This is a genomic window from Anaeromyxobacter terrae, from assembly GCF_022690685.1.
Lineage (GTDB): Bacteria > Myxococcota > Myxococcia > Myxococcales > Anaeromyxobacteraceae > Anaeromyxobacter > Anaeromyxobacter terrae.
Window position 1 is genome coordinate 36,516 of record NZ_JALCYY010000041.1, and the last position, 15,664, is coordinate 52,179.

Annotated in this window: 17 protein-coding genes; 15 read left to right on the top strand and 2 right to left on the bottom strand. The window is 75.0% G+C overall.

Features of this window, described 5'->3' with window-relative positions; all coding sequences use genetic code 11:
• Nucleotides 1-29: 29 nt before the first annotated feature.
• From MNY62_RS17485 to MNY62_RS17540, 12 genes are all read left to right on the top strand, one after another.
• Complete coding sequence (locus tag MNY62_RS17485) at nt 30-962, top strand: hydroxymethylglutaryl-CoA lyase (protein WP_242345479.1); 933 nt, start codon at nt 30-32, stop codon at nt 960-962.
• A 43-nt stretch (nt 963-1,005) separates the two neighbouring features.
• A complete protein-coding gene (locus tag MNY62_RS17490; protein WP_242345480.1) occupies nt 1,006-1,785 on the top strand; it encodes an enoyl-CoA hydratase-related protein in 780 nt (259 codons plus the stop codon).
• Nucleotides 1,786-1,870: 85 nt separating this feature from the next.
• The gene (locus tag MNY62_RS17495) at nt 1,871-3,184 is read left to right on the top strand and encodes a hypothetical protein (protein ID WP_242345481.1); all 1,314 of its coding nucleotides are present in this window, start codon (nt 1,871-1,873) and stop codon (nt 3,182-3,184) included.
• Nucleotides 3,184-4,209, top strand: coding sequence for a methylmalonyl Co-A mutase-associated GTPase MeaB (gene meaB, locus MNY62_RS17500; protein WP_242345482.1), 1,026 nt, complete (start codon nt 3,184-3,186; stop codon nt 4,207-4,209). Before MNY62_RS17495 ends, meaB begins: the two co-directional genes overlap by 1 nt.
• 8 nt (nt 4,210-4,217) lie before the next feature.
• Complete coding sequence (gene rnc, locus MNY62_RS17505) at nt 4,218-5,309, top strand: ribonuclease III (RefSeq protein WP_242345483.1); 1,092 nt, start codon at nt 4,218-4,220, stop codon at nt 5,307-5,309.
• A gap of 77 nt (nt 5,310-5,386) precedes the next feature.
• Nucleotides 5,387-6,067: a peptidylprolyl isomerase gene (locus MNY62_RS17510; protein WP_242345484.1), complete on the top strand. Its 681-nt coding sequence runs from the start codon at nt 5,387-5,389 to the stop codon at nt 6,065-6,067.
• A gap of 51 nt (nt 6,068-6,118) precedes the next feature.
• Complete coding sequence (locus tag MNY62_RS17515; protein ID WP_242345485.1) at nt 6,119-6,625, top strand: peptidylprolyl isomerase; 507 nt, start codon at nt 6,119-6,121, stop codon at nt 6,623-6,625.
• Between the two features lie 69 nt (nt 6,626-6,694).
• Nucleotides 6,695-7,627 (top strand): GTPase Era, encoded by a 933-nt coding sequence (era, locus tag MNY62_RS17520; RefSeq protein ID WP_242345486.1) that lies wholly within the window; start codon nt 6,695-6,697, stop codon nt 7,625-7,627.
• Nucleotides 7,624-9,039, top strand: a complete 1,416-nt coding sequence (der, locus tag MNY62_RS17525) for a ribosome biogenesis GTPase Der (protein ID WP_242345487.1) — start codon at nt 7,624-7,626, stop codon at nt 9,037-9,039. The genes era and der overlap by 4 nt, the downstream gene beginning before the upstream one ends.
• A 98-nt stretch (nt 9,040-9,137) precedes the next feature.
• A complete protein-coding gene (locus tag MNY62_RS17530) occupies nt 9,138-9,866 on the top strand; it encodes a tetratricopeptide repeat protein (protein ID WP_242345488.1) in 729 nt (242 codons plus the stop codon).
• Entirely contained in the window at nt 9,867-10,964 is a 1,098-nt protein-coding gene (locus MNY62_RS17535; protein WP_242345489.1) for an outer membrane protein assembly factor BamB family protein, read from the top strand.
• On the top strand, nt 10,961-11,377 hold the full coding sequence (locus MNY62_RS17540; protein WP_242345490.1) for a (deoxy)nucleoside triphosphate pyrophosphohydrolase: 417 nt from the start codon (nt 10,961-10,963) through the stop codon (nt 11,375-11,377). The genes MNY62_RS17535 and MNY62_RS17540 overlap by 4 nt, the downstream gene beginning before the upstream one ends.
• Before the next feature lie 49 nt (nt 11,378-11,426).
• On the opposite strand, the gene MNY62_RS17545 is transcribed toward MNY62_RS17540, so the two are convergent.
• On the bottom strand, nt 11,427-12,122 hold the full coding sequence (locus MNY62_RS17545) for a hypothetical protein (RefSeq protein ID WP_242345491.1): 696 nt from the start codon (nt 12,120-12,122) through the stop codon (nt 11,427-11,429).
• Between the two features lie 141 nt (nt 12,123-12,263).
• Here MNY62_RS17545 and MNY62_RS17550 point away from each other — a divergent pair, with 141 nt between their 5' ends.
• On the top strand, nt 12,264-13,157 hold the full coding sequence (locus tag MNY62_RS17550) for an NAD(P)H-binding protein (RefSeq protein WP_242345492.1): 894 nt from the start codon (nt 12,264-12,266) through the stop codon (nt 13,155-13,157).
• Between the two features lie 105 nt (nt 13,158-13,262).
• On the opposite strand, the gene MNY62_RS17555 is transcribed toward MNY62_RS17550, so the two are convergent.
• Complete coding sequence (locus MNY62_RS17555) at nt 13,263-14,183, bottom strand: LysR substrate-binding domain-containing protein (RefSeq protein ID WP_242345493.1); 921 nt, start codon at nt 14,181-14,183, stop codon at nt 13,263-13,265.
• Nucleotides 14,184-14,297: 114 nt separating this feature from the next.
• On the opposite strand from MNY62_RS17555, the gene MNY62_RS17560 reads away from it, so the two are divergent.
• Together MNY62_RS17560 and MNY62_RS17565 are read left to right on the top strand one after the other, a co-directional pair.
• Nucleotides 14,298-14,837, top strand: coding sequence for a peroxiredoxin (locus MNY62_RS17560; protein WP_242345494.1), 540 nt, complete (start codon nt 14,298-14,300; stop codon nt 14,835-14,837).
• Nucleotides 14,834-15,394, top strand: coding sequence for a carboxymuconolactone decarboxylase family protein (locus MNY62_RS17565; protein ID WP_242345495.1), 561 nt, complete (start codon nt 14,834-14,836; stop codon nt 15,392-15,394). Before MNY62_RS17560 ends, MNY62_RS17565 begins: the two co-directional genes overlap by 4 nt.
• Nucleotides 15,395-15,664: the final 270 nt, after the last annotated feature.

Here is a 15,664-nt window from a genome sequence, read left to right on the forward strand (position 1 = left end):
CGAACTCGCGAAGGGTTAGGATCCGCGCGATGGCACCCCCGGTCACGGTGTACGAGGTCGGCCCCCGGGACGGGCTCCAGAACGAGGCGCGGACCGTCCCCCCAGGTGACAAGCTCGCGCTCGTGCGCGCGCTCGCCGAGGCCGGACTGCGCCGCATCGAGGCGACGAGCTTCGTCTCGCCGCGCTGGATCCCGCAGCTGGCGGACGCCGCCGAGCTCACGGCGGCGCTGCCGCGCGCCGAGGGCGTGTCGTACGTCGTCCTCGTCCCCAACGCGAAGGGGCTCGAGCGCCTCGCCGAGGCGCTCGCCAGCGCGGGCCCCGGGCACGCCCCGGTGGACGCCGCCGTCTTCCTCTCCGCCTCCGAGAGCCACTCCCGGCGGAACATCAACAAGGGCATCGCCGAGGCGCTCGACGAGCTCGCGGCGCTCGTGCCGGCCGCGCTCGCGCGCGGGCTCCGGGTGCGGGGCTACGTGTCGACGGTGTGGGGTTGCCCGTACGAGGGGAGGGTGGACCCGGCGCAGGCGGTGGAGATCGCGCACCGGCTGCTCGTGCTCGGGTGCCACCAGGTGTCACTGGGGGACACGATCGGCGTCGGGACGCCCAGCCAGACCCGGGACATCGTCCGGCGCGCGCTCGCGGGCGCGCGGCCCGAGGAGCTCGCGCTCCACATGCACGATACCCGCGGGACGGCGCTCGCGAACGTGCTCGTGGGGCTCGAGGAGGGGCTCACCACCTTCGACTCCTCCATCGGCGGGCTCGGCGGGTGTCCCTACGCGCCCGGCGCGTCGGGCAACCTCGCGACGGAGGACCTCGTCTACATGCTGCACGGGATGGGGCTCGAGACCGGCATCGACTGGGAGCGGCTCGTCGCGGCGGGCGCCCTCGCGCAGCGGCTCGTCGGGCGCCGGCTGCCGGGCAAGGCGCTCCAGGCGGAGCTCGCGCGCGCGGGGGCGGGCGCGTGAGGCCGGCTCGGGTCGCGGCGGACAGGGACCAGGGGAGGCGCACGTGAGGGAGCTCCGGATCGATCGCCGCGACGGCGGCATCGAGGTGTGGACGATCGACGGCGAGTCGCGGCGGAACGCCATCTCCCGCGCGCTCCTGCGCGAGCTCGACGAGCACCTCGCCCGCGCGGCCGCGGATCGCGCGCTCCGCTGCGTGGTCCTCACCGGCGCGGGGGACAAGGCCTTCTGCGCCGGGGCGGACCTCAAGGAGCGCGCGGCGATGTCCGCCGAGGACGTCCACGCCTTCCACCATGGGCTGCGGCGGGCGCTCCGCGGCATCGAGGAGGCCCCTCAGCCGTTCGTCGCGGCCCTGAACGGCGCCGCGCTCGGCGGCGGGCTCGAGATGGCGCTCGCCTGCGACCTGCGGCTCGCGGCGGAAAGCGCGCAGATGGGCCTGCCGGAGGTGGCGCTCGGGATCATCCCGGGCGGCGGCGGGACGCAGCGCCTCGCCCGGCTCGTGGGCGTCGCCCGCGCGAAGGACCTCGTCCTCACCGCGCGCCGCATCTCCGCCGCCGAGGCGCTCGCGATGGGGCTCGTGACGCACCTCGCCCCGGGGCCCCGGCTCCTCGACGAGGCGGTGGCGCTCGCCGCGCGCATCGCGCGGAACGCGCCGGTGTCGCTGCGCCAGGCGAAGCGGGCGATCGACGGCGGCTTCCACCTGCCGCTCGAGGAGGCGCTGGAGCTGGAGAACCGGCTGTACCAGGACTGCCTCGGCACGAAGGACCGGGTCGAGGCGCTCCGCGCGTTCGCGGAGAAGCGGCCGCCCGTCTTCACGGGTGAGTGACCGTCCCCCGCGCTCGGGACTCCCTGGCGCTCCCCCGGCGGCGATTCTGAGGTAACCTCCGTCGCCGAAAGGTCTCCGGCACCGCATGGGCGAGGGCGAGCACACCATCATCGGGAAGATCCCGCGGGAGCGCCTGAACCAGATCGCCTCCCGCAAGCTCTCCGCCCTCGGTATCCCGGTCCGGCTCGGCTCCGACCGGGAGACGCTCGAGGGTGAGCTCGCGCTCTCCCGCGCAGTCCACCCCGCGACCGGCCAGCCGATCCCGCGCGCCCGCTTCGTGGTCGCCGGGCACGACCACCTCCGCTTCGTCGACGCGCCCCTCGCCGCGCTGGGCCCCGTACCGTTCCAGGATCACGAGCGCGCCGCGCAGCTCGATCAGGCCGTCGCCGCGCTCCTGCAGCAGCGGGCAGCCTCCCTCGCCGACGTCGCCGCGCGGCTCCGGGCGCTGCGCCTCGAGGCCGGGATGGAGGCCGACCGGCTCGAGGTGCGCGCGATCGTGAAGACGCCCGGTCACGCGTTCGAGCTCCTCGGTGGGCCTGAGGGCGTCCGCGTCTCGCGGGTCGCGCCGGTGGGCGGGGCGCCGTTCGAGGTCTCCCCGGAGTTCCCGGCGCTCGAGCTCTCCGCGCTGCGCACGCCCGCCGAGCTCGAGCAGCACCTCGTCGGTGCGCTGGGCCAGATGGCGCCGGCCCCCGCGCGCGAGGCGCGCGCGCACGTGCCCGCCGCCTCGCGGCTCGAGGTCACCCCGCCGCCGCGGAACGCGCTCACGCTCGCGGCGCTCGCGGGCGTCTTCGGCGAGGACGCGATGCTCGCGCCGAACGCGACGGTGGAGCTCGTCCAGGAGTTCCAGCACGGCGGCACGCGCTACCGCTTCGTCGCGAGCCGCGAGACGGGGACGCGCTTCAAGGGTCGCCTCATCGGTCCGAGCGGCGACGTCTGGTCGGATCGCTTCGAGCTCGCCGCCTTCCCGGGCACGCGCGAGCTCGTCGCGCTCGCGCTCGGCATCGCGCCCGGGGGCTCCTCCGTGCCGGAGGCGAGCGGCGCTGCGGATGCCGGGGCCGGCGCGGTCGACGTCCAGGGCCACCTGCAGCCGCGCCCGGGCGAGGTCTGGGTCATGAACGTGGTCGTCGAGGACGCGCGCGACGGCGAGGTCCGCTACGTCGGCACGGACATCGACGGCCGCCCCTATGGAGCGGCGCGCGTCCTGCCCCGCGCCGACTTCGAGGCGGTGTTCTCGCAGGAGCGGGGCGGCTGGCGCCTCCTCGTGCTCGTGGACCAGGTGCAGGATGGCAGCGTGATCTACCGCCAGCTCGACCCGGGCCGGCAGCCCATCGGAGCGCCCCGCAAGATGGCGGCGGCCATCCTCGTGGCGAACTTCGTGCCGGAGGCCGCGGCCTACTGATGACGACCGGGAACCCCATCGCGGACCGCGTGCTCGCGGGTGACGTCCGCGCGGCGGCGCGGCTCATGCGCGACCTCGACGACCGCCAGCCCGGCGCCGAGGCGGCGCTCCGCGCGCTGTTCCCGCGCACCGGCCGCGCCTACGTGGTCGGCCTCACCGGCGCGCCGGGCGCGGGGAAGTCCTCGCTCACCGATCGGCTCATCGCGCACCACCGCGCCCACGGCCGGACCGTCGGCGTCGTGGCGGTGGATCCGACGAGCCCGTTCACCGGGGGCGCCATCCTGGGCGACCGAATCCGGATGCAGGACCACGCGCTCGACCCGGGCGTGTTCATCCGCTCGCTCGGCACGCGCGGCCACCTCGGCGGGCTGTCGCGCTCGACGTCGGACGTCGTGCAGGTGCTCGACGCGATGGGGAAGGACGTCGTCATCGTCGAGACGGTCGGCGTGGGCCAGGACGAGATCGAGGTCGCGAACCTCGCGCACACGGTGGTGGTGGTCGCGGTCCCCGGGCTCGGCGACGACGTCCAGGCCATCAAGGCCGGGGTCCTCGAGATCGCCGACGTCTTCGCGGTGAACAAGGCGGACCGCGAGGGCGCGGATCGCACCGTCCGCGACCTGCAGGGGATGCTCGAGCTGCGCCGCACGGTGGCCGCGAGGCCGGGGGATCACGACGCCGCGCACCGGTTCAGCGGGGGAGCGTCGGGCCTCGCGGCGCCGGACGGCTCCTGGGAGCCGCCGATCGTGCGGACGGTGGCGCTGCGCAACGAGGGCATCGCCGAGCTCGCCGCGGCCATCGACGCCCACCAGGCCCACCTCGAGGCGTCCGGCCGGCGCCGCGCCCGCGACGCGGCGCGCGCGCGGGCCGCGTTCGTCGCGGTGCTGCGCGAGCGGCTCGTCCAGGGCGCGCTCGAGCGGCTCGAGGCGGAGATGGGCGAGCTCGACGCGGTGGCCGAGCGGATCGCCGCGCACGAGGCGGATCCCTACGCGCTCGCCGACGAGCTCGCCGCGCGCCTGCGCGCATGAGGACCGGGATGAACGACGCGAACGAGCCGGGCCGTGGCGCGACCGCGCCCTGCGAGGAGAGACCCGCCGACCCCGTCGCCGCGCTCGAGGCGCGGCTCGGGCTCGCCATCGGCGATCGCGCCACCGCGCTCGCGGCGCTCACGCACAAGTCCTACGTGAACGAGCACCGGGACGAGGCGGGCCTCGCCGACAACGAGCGGCTCGAGTTCCTGGGCGACGCGGTGATCGATCTCGCCGTGTCGCACCGGCTCATGGACCGGTTCCCGGGGGCGCGCGAGGGGGATCTCTCCAAGATGCGCGCCGCCGTGGTGGATGAGCAGGGGCTCTCCGAGATGGCGCGGGCGCTCGATCTCGGCTCGCTCCTGCGGCTCGGGCGCGGGGAAGAGATGACCGGCGGGCGCAAGAAGGCCTCGCTCCTCGCCGACGCGATGGAGGCGGTGGTCGCCGCGCTCTACGTCGGGGCCGGCCTCGAGCCGGTGCTGGTGCTCATCGATCGCTTCCTCGGCGACGCGTTCGCGCGCGCCGCGGCCGGCACGCTCGATCGCGACTTCAAGACCCAGCTCCAGGAGCTCTCCCAGAGCCGCCTGCGGGCGACGCCGCGCTACCGCGTCGTGCGCGAGCACGGTCCCGACCACTCGAAGACCTTCGAGGTGGAGACGGACCTGCGCGGCGAGGTGGTCGGGCGCGGCGCGGGACGCTCGAAGAAGGACGCCGAGCAGGCCGCCGCGAAGCTCGCCCTCGAGCTGCTCGGGCGCAGGTTCGCGGAGGCGGGCGGAGCCGAGGGGGCCGCCCTGCCGTCCACCTCCGTCGAGCCCGCGGCCGCGCCGTCCGGCGCGGGCACCCCGCAGGCCGAGGCGGTCGCGGCGACGGCCTCGCCCGCTGCGGGCGAGCCGGCCCTGCCACCCGAGCCCGGATCGCCCGCGTCTCCGCCCGAGGTCACCCGCGCCGCGGGGGCGCCCCCGGCCGGCGGCGAGCCAGCGAGCGAGCCGGCACCCACGAAGCGGGCGCGACCGAAGCGGGCGAAGCCGCGCGCGAAGCGCAGCCCCGCCAAGGCGCCCGCGAAGAAGAAGGCCCGCAAGGGGACGCGTCGCGTGACGTGACCGCGTGGCCGTCCCCTGGCCCGAGGCCTTCTTTCCATTTGCCCGCACCCCCGTCGGTGGCTAGCATCCCCGCGCATATGACGAAACCGACCGTGTTCCTCGTCGCGCTCGCGGCCTGCATCGCCGCGCCCGCGGCGCGCGCAGAGACCCCCGCCGCCGGCGCGAAGGCCAGGGCTCAGTACGCCGTCTTCGAGACCTCGCGCGGCAAGATCGGGGTGAGGCTGCTCCCCGGGAAGGCGCCGAAGGCCGTCGCGAACTTCGTGGAGCTCGCCGAGGGCAAGAAGACCTGGACGGATCCCGCGACCGGACGGAGGGTCACTCAGCCGCTCTACGACGGGACGCTGTTCCACCGCGTCATCCCGGGCTTCATGATCCAGGGCGGCGACCCGCTCTCCCGCGGCGCCGCGCTCGGCGAGACGCAGAGCCGGAACGGCCGGCCGTTCGGGTCTGGCGATCCCGGCTACCGCTTCGCGGACGAGCTGGAGAAGCCGCCCGCGAAGCCGTTCGCGAAGGGCTGCCAGCTCGCGATGGCGAACAGCGGCCCGAACACCAACGGCTCGCAGTTCTTCATCACCGAGGGGGCGACGCCCTGGCTCGACCCGAAGGCGTGCAACGCGCCGGGCGGCGTCTGCGGGTACGTCCACTTCGGGGAAGGCGTGTGCGGCTGCGATCTCGTGGCGCCGATCGCGCAGGCCGGGAACGGCCAGACGAAGCTCGTGAAGGTCACCATCACGGACAAGGCGCCCACCTGCAAGTGAGCGGCGTCGCCCGGGCGGGCGCTCCGCGCCGGGGAGGACGGGAGGACAGACATGGCTGAAGAGCTCTACGCGACGTTCCAGACTTCCCTCGGCGAGATCGTCGTGAGGCTCCTGCCGGAGAAGGCGCCGAAGACGGTCGAGAACTTCGTCGGCCTCGCGGAGGGGACGAAGGAGTGGACGGACCCGCGCACCGGGCAGAAGCAGAAGAAGCCGCTCTACGACGGCACGGTGTTCCACCGCGTGATCCCCGAGTTCATGATCCAGGGCGGCGATCCGCTGGGCACCGGCACCGGCGGGCCCGGCTACAAGTTCGGGGACGAGATCGGCCCCGACAACCGTTTCACGAAGGGCGGCCTGCTCGCGATGGCGAACGCCGGCCCGAACACCAACGGCTCGCAGTTCTTCATCACCGAGATCGCGACCCCCTGGCTCGACAAGGGGCACACGATCTTCGGCGAGGTGGTGCGCGGCGAGGAGCTCGTGCCGAAGATCGCCCGCACCGGCAACGCGAAGGTCAAGCTCGAGAAGGTCACCATCACCCGCGGCGCGCAGCCGTAAGGCTCCGCCGCCAGGGAACCCAGGCGCCCGCCGGCGGCTCTCGTGCCGCCGGCGGGCGCGATCACCTCCATGACCCAGAAGAAGCAGACCCCGTTCCGCGCCGGGTTCGTCGCCATCGTCGGGCGGCCGAACGTCGGCAAGTCCACCCTCCTGAACCGCGTGCTCGGCGAGCACGTGGCGATCGTCACGCCGCGCCCGCAGACCACGCGCACGCGGATCCTCGGGATCTGGAACGCGAAGGGCGCCCAGATCGCCTTCTTCGACACGCCCGGCCTGCACCGCGCGAAGGGGCCGCTCAACCGGCGCATGGTCGAGGTCGCGCTCACCACGCTCGGCGAGGTCGACGCGGTGCTGATGCTCGTCGAGGCGGGCACGGGTCCGGACGGCCGGGTCGAGGTCGGCGAGTCGACGCGGTGGGCGATCGAGGAGGTCGCCCGCCGACGGAAGCCCGCCATCCTCGGGATCTCCAAGATGGACCGCGCGCCACGCGCGACGCTCCTGCCCGTCATCGAGGCGTACAAGGGCCTGCACGCGTGGGCCGAGATCGTCCCGTTCTCCGGGCTCACCGGCGAGAACGTGGACACGCTGCTCGAGGTGCTCGCGAAGCACCTGCCCGAGTCGGAGGCGCCGCTCTTCCCGCCCGACCAGCTCACCGATCAGGCGGAGCGCGCCCTCGCCGCGGAGTACGTGCGCGAGCAGGTGATGCTCCAGACGCGCCAGGAGATCCCGTACTCGGTCGCGGTGGACGTGGAGGAGTTCGACGAGGCCGAGCGGCGCGACCGCGGCGGCCTCGTCCGCATCTCGGCGGTGATCCTCGTCGAGCGCGAGTCGCAGAAGGCGATCGTGATCGGCAAGGGTGGCGCGATGCTGAAGAAGATCGGGACCCGTGCCCGGGAGAACCTCGAGCGGCTCCTCGGCTGCAAGGTCTTCCTGGCGCTCACCGTCAAGGTGGAGGAGCGCTGGAGCGAGCGCGCCACCGCGCTGAAGAGGCTCGGCCTGTGAGCGCGCCCAACGCCCCGGTGCCGCGCGCGCTCGTCGCGCTCGTCGGCCGCCCCAACGTGGGCAAGTCCACGCTCTTCAACCGGATCGCCGGCCGGCGCGCCGCGATCGTCGAGGACGTGCCCGGCGTCACCCGCGACCGGAACTACGCCGACTTCCTCTTCGAGGGCCGGGCGCTCTCGGTCGTCGACACGGGCGGGTTCGAGCCCGAGTCGCGCGACCGGCTCATCGCGCAGGTGCGCCAGCAGGCCCAGCTCGCGGTGGAGGAGGCCTCGGCGGTCGTGCTCGTCGTCGACGGCCGCGAGGGGCTCTCGCCGGTGGACAGCTCCGTCGCCGACCTGCTGCGCCGCGCGGGCAAGCCGCTCTTCGTCGCGGTGAACAAGGTGGACACCGCGCGGACCGAAGAGGAGATCCCGCTCGCGGAGTTCTTCCGGCTCGGCTTCGGCGAGGTGCACACCGTCTCGGCCGAGCACGGCCGCGGCGTGGGAGAGCTGGTCGAGGCGATCGTCGCGAAGCTCGCGCTGCCGGAGCTGCCGCCGCCCCCCGAGGACGCCGAGGAGCCGGAGGAGGTCAGCGAGTCCGACCGGCCGAAGGGCGACATCCGGCTCGCGATCGTGGGCCGCCCGAACGTCGGCAAGAGCACGTTCGTGAACGCGCTGCTCGGGACGGAGCGCTTCGTCGTCTCCGACGTGCCGGGGACGACGCGCGACGCGATCGACTCGCTCGTCGAGCACCGCGGGCAGCGCTTCGTCGTCACCGACACCGCCGGGATCCGGCGCAAGAGCGCCATCGCCCAGAGCGTGGAGGCGTACTCCGTCGTCCGGGCGATGAAGGCCATCGACCGGGCCGAGGTCGTCGCCTGCCTGCTCGACGCGACCGAGGCCGGCGTGGAGCAGGACGCTCGGCTCCTCGGGCTCGTCGCGGAGAAGGCGAAGGCGCTCGTCATCGTCGTGAACAAGTGGGACGTCGCGGAGCGCGAGGGCGCGACGCAGGACTGGTACCGCAAGGAGCTGTACAAGCGGCTGCCCTTCGTGTCGTTCGCGCCGATGCTGTTCGTCTCGGCGAAGGAGGGGCGCGGCGTCACCCGCGTCCTCGAGCGCGCCGCGCGGCTCGTCGAGCAGTACCGCGCCCGGTTCCCCACGCCGGCCCTGAACGAGCTGCTCGAGACGATCCAGGAGGAGCACCCGGCTCCGCTCGCGAAGGGCCACCCGGTGAAGCTCTACTACGTCGCCCAGGTCGCCTACGCCCCGCCCACCTTCGTCATCCAGTGCAACCGGCCGGAGGCGATCGGCGAGCCGTACCGCCGCTTCGTGGAGAACCGCTTCCGCGACGCGTTCGGGCTCGAGGTGCCGATGCGGCTCGTCTTCCGCGAGCGAAAGCGCCGCAGCCGTCCACCGTCGAAGAGGCGCGGGTGAGCGGCCGTCCGGCTTTCGCTTGACGGCCTCCGCCCGGGCCCTCTAGATTGGCCCGGTTTTCTTCAGGAATCTCGCGCGTTGCGCCCCCGAGAGGTGCCATGTCGTCGAAGCCCAGCGTCATCACCCGCAAGGACATGAAGGAGCCGGACAAGTTCCAGCACGCGGCGGAGCAGGCCGCCGGCTGGGTCGCGGCTCGCAAGCGGCAGGCCGTCATCCTCGGCGGTGCTGCGGTCGCGGCCGTGCTCCTCGTGCTCGTCGTCCTGGTCGTGCAGTCGCAGCGGTCCGAGGCCTCCGGCGCTGCGGTCTCGCAGCTGCTCGAGACGGTGGGCGGGACGGTGTCGGCGGTGCCGCTGCCCGGTCAGCCCGGCCCGTTCTTCCCGACGGAGGAGGCGCACCAGCGCGCCATCATCGGGGCGGCGGACCAGGTCCTCGCGCAGCACGGCGGCGCCGCCGCCGCGCTCGCGGCGCTCGCGAAGGGTGACGCACACCTGCGCCTGCGCGAGTGGGAGCCGGCGAGGGCCGCCTACCAGAAGTACCTCGACACCGCGGCCAAGGACGACTCGCTCCGCTTCGGCGCGCTCGAGGGAGTCGCGCTCGCGGCCGAGGGTCAGGGCGATCTGGCCGCGGCGGCCGAGGGGTTCGCCCGGATGGCGAAGGAGGCGCCGGCGTTCGCGGATCGCGCCGATCTGGAGCGCGCCCGCGTGCTCGCGGCCGCCGGCAAGACGGACTACGCGCGCCAGGTGCTCGCCGCGTTCCCCGAGCAGCACAAGGAGTCGCCCCTCGCGCCCGAGGCGTCGCAGCGGCTCGGCAAGCTCGGCGGCAAGTAGATGACGGCCCTCGTCCTCGCCGTCGCGCTCGCCGCGACGGCCCCCGGCATGAGGACCGGTCTGCCCCCGGCGCCGCGGGAGCTCTACCGGTTCGCCTGGCAGCGCACCGTGGTCGCGCCGCAGGCGCTCGAGTGGAAGCCGCGCGAGCCCGGCGGCGTCGCCGTGGATCCGGCGAGCGGGATCGTGGTGTTCGGGACCCGCGACGGCTGGCTCCACGCGCTCAGGGACGACGGCAGGGTCGCCTGGGAGCTCAAGACGGAGGGCGGCTTCTCCGGTCCGCCCGCCATCGAGGGTGACACCGTCTACGCCGGCTCGAGCGACGGGCGCCTCTACGCGGTCGCGCTCGCGACGGGCAAGGAGCGCTGGCGCTACGACGCCAAGGAGGAGCTCGGAACCCGCCCGGCCGTGGTCGCCGGCACCGTCTACGTCGCGAGCCTGCAGGACACCGTGTTCGCGCTCGACGCGAAGACGGGGGCCTGGAAGTGGCACCACCGGCGCGAGGCGCACCCGGGCTTCACCATCCGCGGCGCCGCGCCGGTACAGGTCCGCGCGGGCACCGTCTACGCCGCCTACTCGGACGGCTTCGTCGCGGCGCTCGACGCGGCGACGGGCTCCGCGCGCTGGGAGCGGATGGTCGCGCCCGCGGGCGACGAGCTCGACGTCGACGGGCTCGCGGTCGAGGGCGACCGGGTCTACGCGGCCGCCTACTCCGGCGCGGTGCTGGCGCTCGACGCGGCATCCGGCGCGACGCGCTGGTCGTTCGATGCGCCCGGAGCGGTGAGGCTCGCGCTCGCGCCGGGCGGGACGCTCGTCGCGGTCGCGACCGCCGGCGTGTACGCGCTCTCCGCCCAGGACGGCAAGGTGTTGTGGTCCTCGCGGCTGGACGGCGGCGTGCCTTCGGGCGAGCCGGTCGTCGCGGGCGCGTGGGTGCTCGTCCCCGCCGGCGCGGGCGGGCTCCGCTGGCTCGAGGCGTCGAGCGGGCGGCTCATGCGCGTGCTCGATCCCGGCAGCGGCGTCTCGGGCACCCCGGCCGTCGTGGATCGGCGCGTTTACGTCCTGTCGAACCGCGGCGATCTCTACGCGCTCGATCTCTCGTGAGGCGGATCCGGGTCGTCGCCGCGGTCGTACGGCGCGCGGAGCTCCTGCTCGTCACGCGGCGGCCTGATCGACCGGGCCAGCGGGGGCAGTGGGAGTTCCCGGGCGGCAAGGTCGAGCCGGGCGAGGACGAGCCTGCCGCCCTCCGCCGCGAGCTCGTCGAGGAGCTCGGCTGCGACGCAGAGGTGGGGCCGCTGCTCCTCCGCCACGACCACGCCTACCCCGACCTCGAGGTCGAGCTCGCCTTCTATCGCTGCGCGCTCGAGCCCGGGGCCGAGCCACGCCCGCTCGGCGTGGCCGAGATCGCGTGGGCGCGCCCGGGGACGCTCGCGAGCTACGACTTCCTCGAGGCGGATCGGGCGGTGCTCGCCGAGCTCGAGCGGCTCGCCCGGCACGGCCCCGACGATCGCGGGTGAGGCTGCCCTCGCCGGGCAAGCGCAACGGGCTGCCCGGCGACCGCGGTGCTCAGCGCCGGCTGCGTCGCTTCCGCGGCGCGGGCTTCGGCTTCGGTTTCGGCTCGGCCTTCGGGGGCTCGCCTGCGACGAGCAGGCTCAGGTTCAGCGGCGCGTACGCCCGGCCGGCGGCGTCGTGGAGCTCGCGCGTCCGCGCACCGTCGAGCCGCAGCAGGTAATGCGAGCCGGGCACGAGCGGCGCGGACGGCGTGAGCGTGAGCGTGGAGGTCGCGCCCACCTCGCGGGTTCCGCTCGAGGCCACGATCGCGTCGGCGCCGTCGAGCAGGACGAGCCGGGCCTCCGGGACCTCCGCAGCGAGCACGAGCCGGAAGGTGGTGGCGGGGTCGACCACGGTCTCCTCGTCGCGCGAGAGCGGGATCGGGCCGGCCGGGTCGAGGGCGACGGCCTCGCGGAGGAGCGTCGCGGCGGGGGTGGCCGGCCCCGGGGCCGCGAGGCGGCCCGCGGCGGGCGCGGCGTCCTGCACGACGGTCGCGGGGGTCTCCGCACCCTGGGGGGCGGCTGCCGGCACCGCCGCGTCGGATACCGGTGCCGCGGCGGCGGAGCCGGGCAGGGGTGCCGCGGCGCTCGGCTCGGCGGGCGCTGCAGCCGCCGGCGACGGAGCGCCCGGCTCCACGACCGGCGTGCGGTCACGGCAGGCGGCGAGGGACAGCGCGACGGCCAGGGTGCCGAGCACGAGGGGGCGCGTCATCGGCCCGGAGGGTACCACGACGAGGGGGTGCCGAGACGACCGTCCGCGCGGGCGGTGGCCCGCCCCCCGGGCATCGTTGGACTCCAAACGGTTCGCGCGGGGGTGGAGGCGCGCTCGCATGTCACGTCGGGAGGAGGCGGCATGGCCGAGAAGGTGTACGTCGTCTTCGGCGCCACCGGCCACGTCGGCGGCCCGGTCGCGCGCCGGCTCGCCGAGGCGAGGCGCCCGCTCCGCGTGGTCGCGCGGAGCGCCGCGGCGCTCGCCGCTCACGCGGGCGCCGAGCCGGTGGTGGGCAGCGTCGACGATCCGGAGCTCGTCCGGCGCGCGCTCGACGGCGCGGGCGCCGCGTTCGTGCAGCTGCCGCCGTACTTCGGCCCTGGCGTTCGCGCCTGGCAGGACCGCGTCGCGGGCGTCCTCGCCGACGGGCTCGAGGCGGCGCGCGTGCCTTACGCCGTGGCGCTCTCCAGCCTCGGCGCCCAGCTCGCCGGCGGGACCGGTCCCGTCGCCGGGCTGCACACGCTCGAGGAGCGCCTCGGCCGCGTCCCGGGCCTCAGCGTGCTCGCGGTACGCCCCGGCTACTTCTTCGAGAACCACCTCAGCGCGATCGGGGTCATGAGGTCGGCCGGGTTCTACGGCGGCGCGCTCGCCCCCGACCTGCGCATTGCGCAGATCGCCGCCGCAGACGTGGGCGAGGCCGCGGCGGCGCGGCTCCTCGCGCTCGACTGGCGCGGCCGGGAGGTGCAGGAGCTGCACGGCGAGCGGGACCTGACTCCCGTCGAGGTCGCGCGCGCGCTCGGCGCCGCGATCGGCAAGCCGGACCTCGCCTACGCCCAGCTCTCGTACGCGGATGCGCAGGCCGGCATGGTGCAGGCCGGGCTGTCCGCGGAGATCGCCGCGCTGTTCGTCGAGCTCGCGCGCGCCCTCGACGAGCGGCGCATCGCGCCGCTCGAGCCGCGATCGGCGGCCACCACCACGCCCACCTCCATCGAGGCGTGGGCGCGCGACGTGTTCGCGCCGGCCTTCCGCGTGCCGTGACCTCTCCGGGGGCCGCTCGGCGCCGGCGCGACCTCGGCCCGAGGAGCCCGCTGGTCGCCGCGGTGCTGGCGCGACCCGCTGCGCCCGAGCCGCGCCCCCGGAACCTCAGCGGCCGGACTTCGGGTACGCGTCGCGGATCGTCCGCGCGAGCCGCTGGAGCGCGGGGGCGAGCGGGGAGCGGCGGCGCCAGACGAGCGCGATCGTCCGGTGCGGCGCGGGCGCCGCGAAGGGCCGGAGCCGCAGGTCGACGCGGCGGGTCTCGGCGGCGAGCGAGAGCTCGGGCAGGAGCGTCACGCCTGCGCCGCCCGCCACCATCTGCACGAGCGTCGGCAGGCTCGTCGCGCGGAACTCCAGCTCGTGGGCGCGAGCCCGGGCGCAGACGTCGAGCGCCTGCGCGCGCAGGCAGTGCCCGTCGTCGAGGAGGAGCACGTCGGCGCCGCGCAGCTCCGCCGCCGTGGCGGGGCCGGCGCGCGCGCCGAGCGGGTGATCACGCGGGGTCGCGAGCACGAAGGGATCGCGGGCGATGTCCGCGTGCTCCACGTCGCCGAGCTCCGCCTCGAGCGCCAGCAGCGCGGCGTCGAGGGCGCCGGCCTCGAGGCGGCGCACGAGCTCCTCGGTCTTGTCCTCGACCCAGGTGATGCCCAGGCGCGGGTAGGCAGCGCGGAGGGCGGGGGCGGCGCGGGGCAGGAGGTAGGGCGAGACGGTCGGGATGACGCCCACCCGCAGCGTCCCGGCGAGCGGATCGCCCGCGGCGCGCGCCGCGCCGGCGAGATCGTCCGCCTCGACGAGCACGCGCCGCATGCGGGCGAGGAGCGTCTCCCCTGCGGCGGTGACGAGCACCCGCCGCCGGTCGCGCTCGAACAGCCTCACGCCGAGCGCCGACTCGAGCTGGGCGATCTGGGTCGAGAGCGACGGCTGCGCGACCCGGCAGCGCTCCGCCGCCCGGCGGAAGCTCAGCGTCTCCGCGACGGCGAGGGCGTACTGGAGCTGGCGCAGCGTGAAGGCGTGGGGCGGGAGCGGCGTCATAGCCTGAGCCTAACCAAGTCGTCGCTACGATGTATTGGGAAAATCACAGCTCGAGCGGCAGATTCTGCCCTGCGACGCGGCGATCCCCGCCGCCCCGAATAGGAGACCGACCGCATGCTGACCGTGGGTGACCGCTTCCCCGAGTACAACCTGAAGGCCGTCGTGAGCCGCGCTGCCGGCGAGGAGTTCCAGGACGTCACGCCGGACAGCCACCGCGGCCGGTGGCGCGTGGTGTTCTTCTGGCCCATGGACTTCACCTTCGTGTGCCCGACCGAGATCGCCGAGTTCGGCCGGCGCGAGCGCGACTTCCGGGATCGCGAGGCGCAGGTGCTGGGCGTCTCCACCGACACCCACTACGTCCACCTCGCCTGGCGCAACAGCCACCCGGACCTGAAGGACTTGCCGTTCCCGATGCTCGCCGACACGAAGCGCGAGCTCTCCACCGCGCTCGGCGTGCTCCACGCCGACGGGGTCCCGCTCCGGGCCACCTACGTCGTCGACCCGGCGGGCGTCATCCGCCACGTCTCCGTGAACGACCTGTCGGTCGGGCGGAACGTGGAGGAGACGCTGCGGGTGCTCGACGCGCTCCAGACCGACGAGCTCTGCCCGTGCAACTGGAGGAAGGGCGAGCCGACGCTCGAGGTGGCTCCGTGAGCCCGCTCGAGCGGCTCCGCGACGCGATCCCGGACCCCGCCCGCGACGTCCGCCTGAACCTCCAGGCCGTGCTCCAGGGCGGCGCGCTCACCGAGCCGCAGCGCTGGGGCGTCGCGGTGGCGTCCGCCGCCGCGGCGCGGAACGCGGCGCTGCGGGACGCCGTCGTCGCGGAGGCGCGCGCACGAGGGCTCGACGCGGCGGTCGACGACGGCCTCGCCGCCGCATCGCTCATGGCGATGAACAACGTCTACTACCGGTTCCGGCACATGGTCGGGAAGCCCGGTTACTCGGAGCGCCCGGCGCGCCTGCGCATGGGGCGCCTCGCCCAGCCCGCGACGAGCCGCGTCGAGCTCGAGCTCTTCTCGCTCGCAGCGAGCGCGATCAACGGCTGCGAGGCATGCGTCCGCGCGCACGAGGACGTGGTGGTGAAGGGCGGCCTCGGCGAGGACGCCGTGCACGACGCCGTCCGGATCGCCGCGGTGATCCACGCCGCGGCGGTGGCGCTGGAGATCGGGGAGGAGGGCGCCGTGGAGGAGAGGGGAGAGAGCGCGGCGTAGGAGGAGAGGGGACCCGCGGCGACGAGGCACGAGGTCGCCGCGGGCTCCGGTATCGGCCGACTACGACGCGACCTCGACCTCGGCCTCGTCCCCGACGTCGACCCCGACCCCGACCCGACCTCGACCCGACCTCGACCCCGACCCCGACCCCGACCCCGACCTCGACCCCGACCCCGACCTCGACCCCGACCTCGACCCCGACCTCGACCCCGACCTCGACCCCGACCCCGACCCCGACCTCGACCTCGACGCGACCTCGACCTCGACCTC

Excerpts from the sequence above, each read along its gene's own strand:
- MNY62_RS17485 (WP_242345479.1), top strand. The coding sequence starts at position 30 with ATGGCACCCCCGGTCACGGTGTACGAGGTCGGCCCCCGGGACGGGCTC.
- MNY62_RS17495 (WP_242345481.1), top strand. The coding sequence starts at position 1,871 with ATGGGCGAGGGCGAGCACACCATCATCGGGAAGATCCCGCGGGAGCGC.
- meaB (WP_242345482.1), top strand. The coding sequence starts at position 3,184 with ATGACGACCGGGAACCCCATCGCGGACCGCGTGCTCGCGGGTGACGTC.
- rnc (WP_242345483.1), top strand. The coding sequence starts at position 4,218 with ATGAACGACGCGAACGAGCCGGGCCGTGGCGCGACCGCGCCCTGCGAG.
- MNY62_RS17510 (WP_242345484.1), top strand. The coding sequence starts at position 5,387 with ATGACGAAACCGACCGTGTTCCTCGTCGCGCTCGCGGCCTGCATCGCC.
- MNY62_RS17515 (WP_242345485.1), top strand. The coding sequence starts at position 6,119 with ATGGCTGAAGAGCTCTACGCGACGTTCCAGACTTCCCTCGGCGAGATC.
- era (WP_242345486.1), top strand. The coding sequence starts at position 6,695 with ATGACCCAGAAGAAGCAGACCCCGTTCCGCGCCGGGTTCGTCGCCATC.
- MNY62_RS17530 (WP_242345488.1), top strand. The coding sequence starts at position 9,138 with ATGTCGTCGAAGCCCAGCGTCATCACCCGCAAGGACATGAAGGAGCCG.
- MNY62_RS17535 (WP_242345489.1), top strand. The coding sequence starts at position 9,867 with ATGACGGCCCTCGTCCTCGCCGTCGCGCTCGCCGCGACGGCCCCCGGC.
- MNY62_RS17545 (WP_242345491.1), bottom strand. The coding sequence starts at position 12,122 with ATGACGCGCCCCCTCGTGCTCGGCACCCTGGCCGTCGCGCTGTCCCTC.
- MNY62_RS17550 (WP_242345492.1), top strand. The coding sequence starts at position 12,264 with ATGGCCGAGAAGGTGTACGTCGTCTTCGGCGCCACCGGCCACGTCGGC.
- MNY62_RS17555 (WP_242345493.1), bottom strand. The coding sequence starts at position 14,183 with ATGACGCCGCTCCCGCCCCACGCCTTCACGCTGCGCCAGCTCCAGTAC.
- MNY62_RS17560 (WP_242345494.1), top strand. The coding sequence starts at position 14,298 with ATGCTGACCGTGGGTGACCGCTTCCCCGAGTACAACCTGAAGGCCGTC.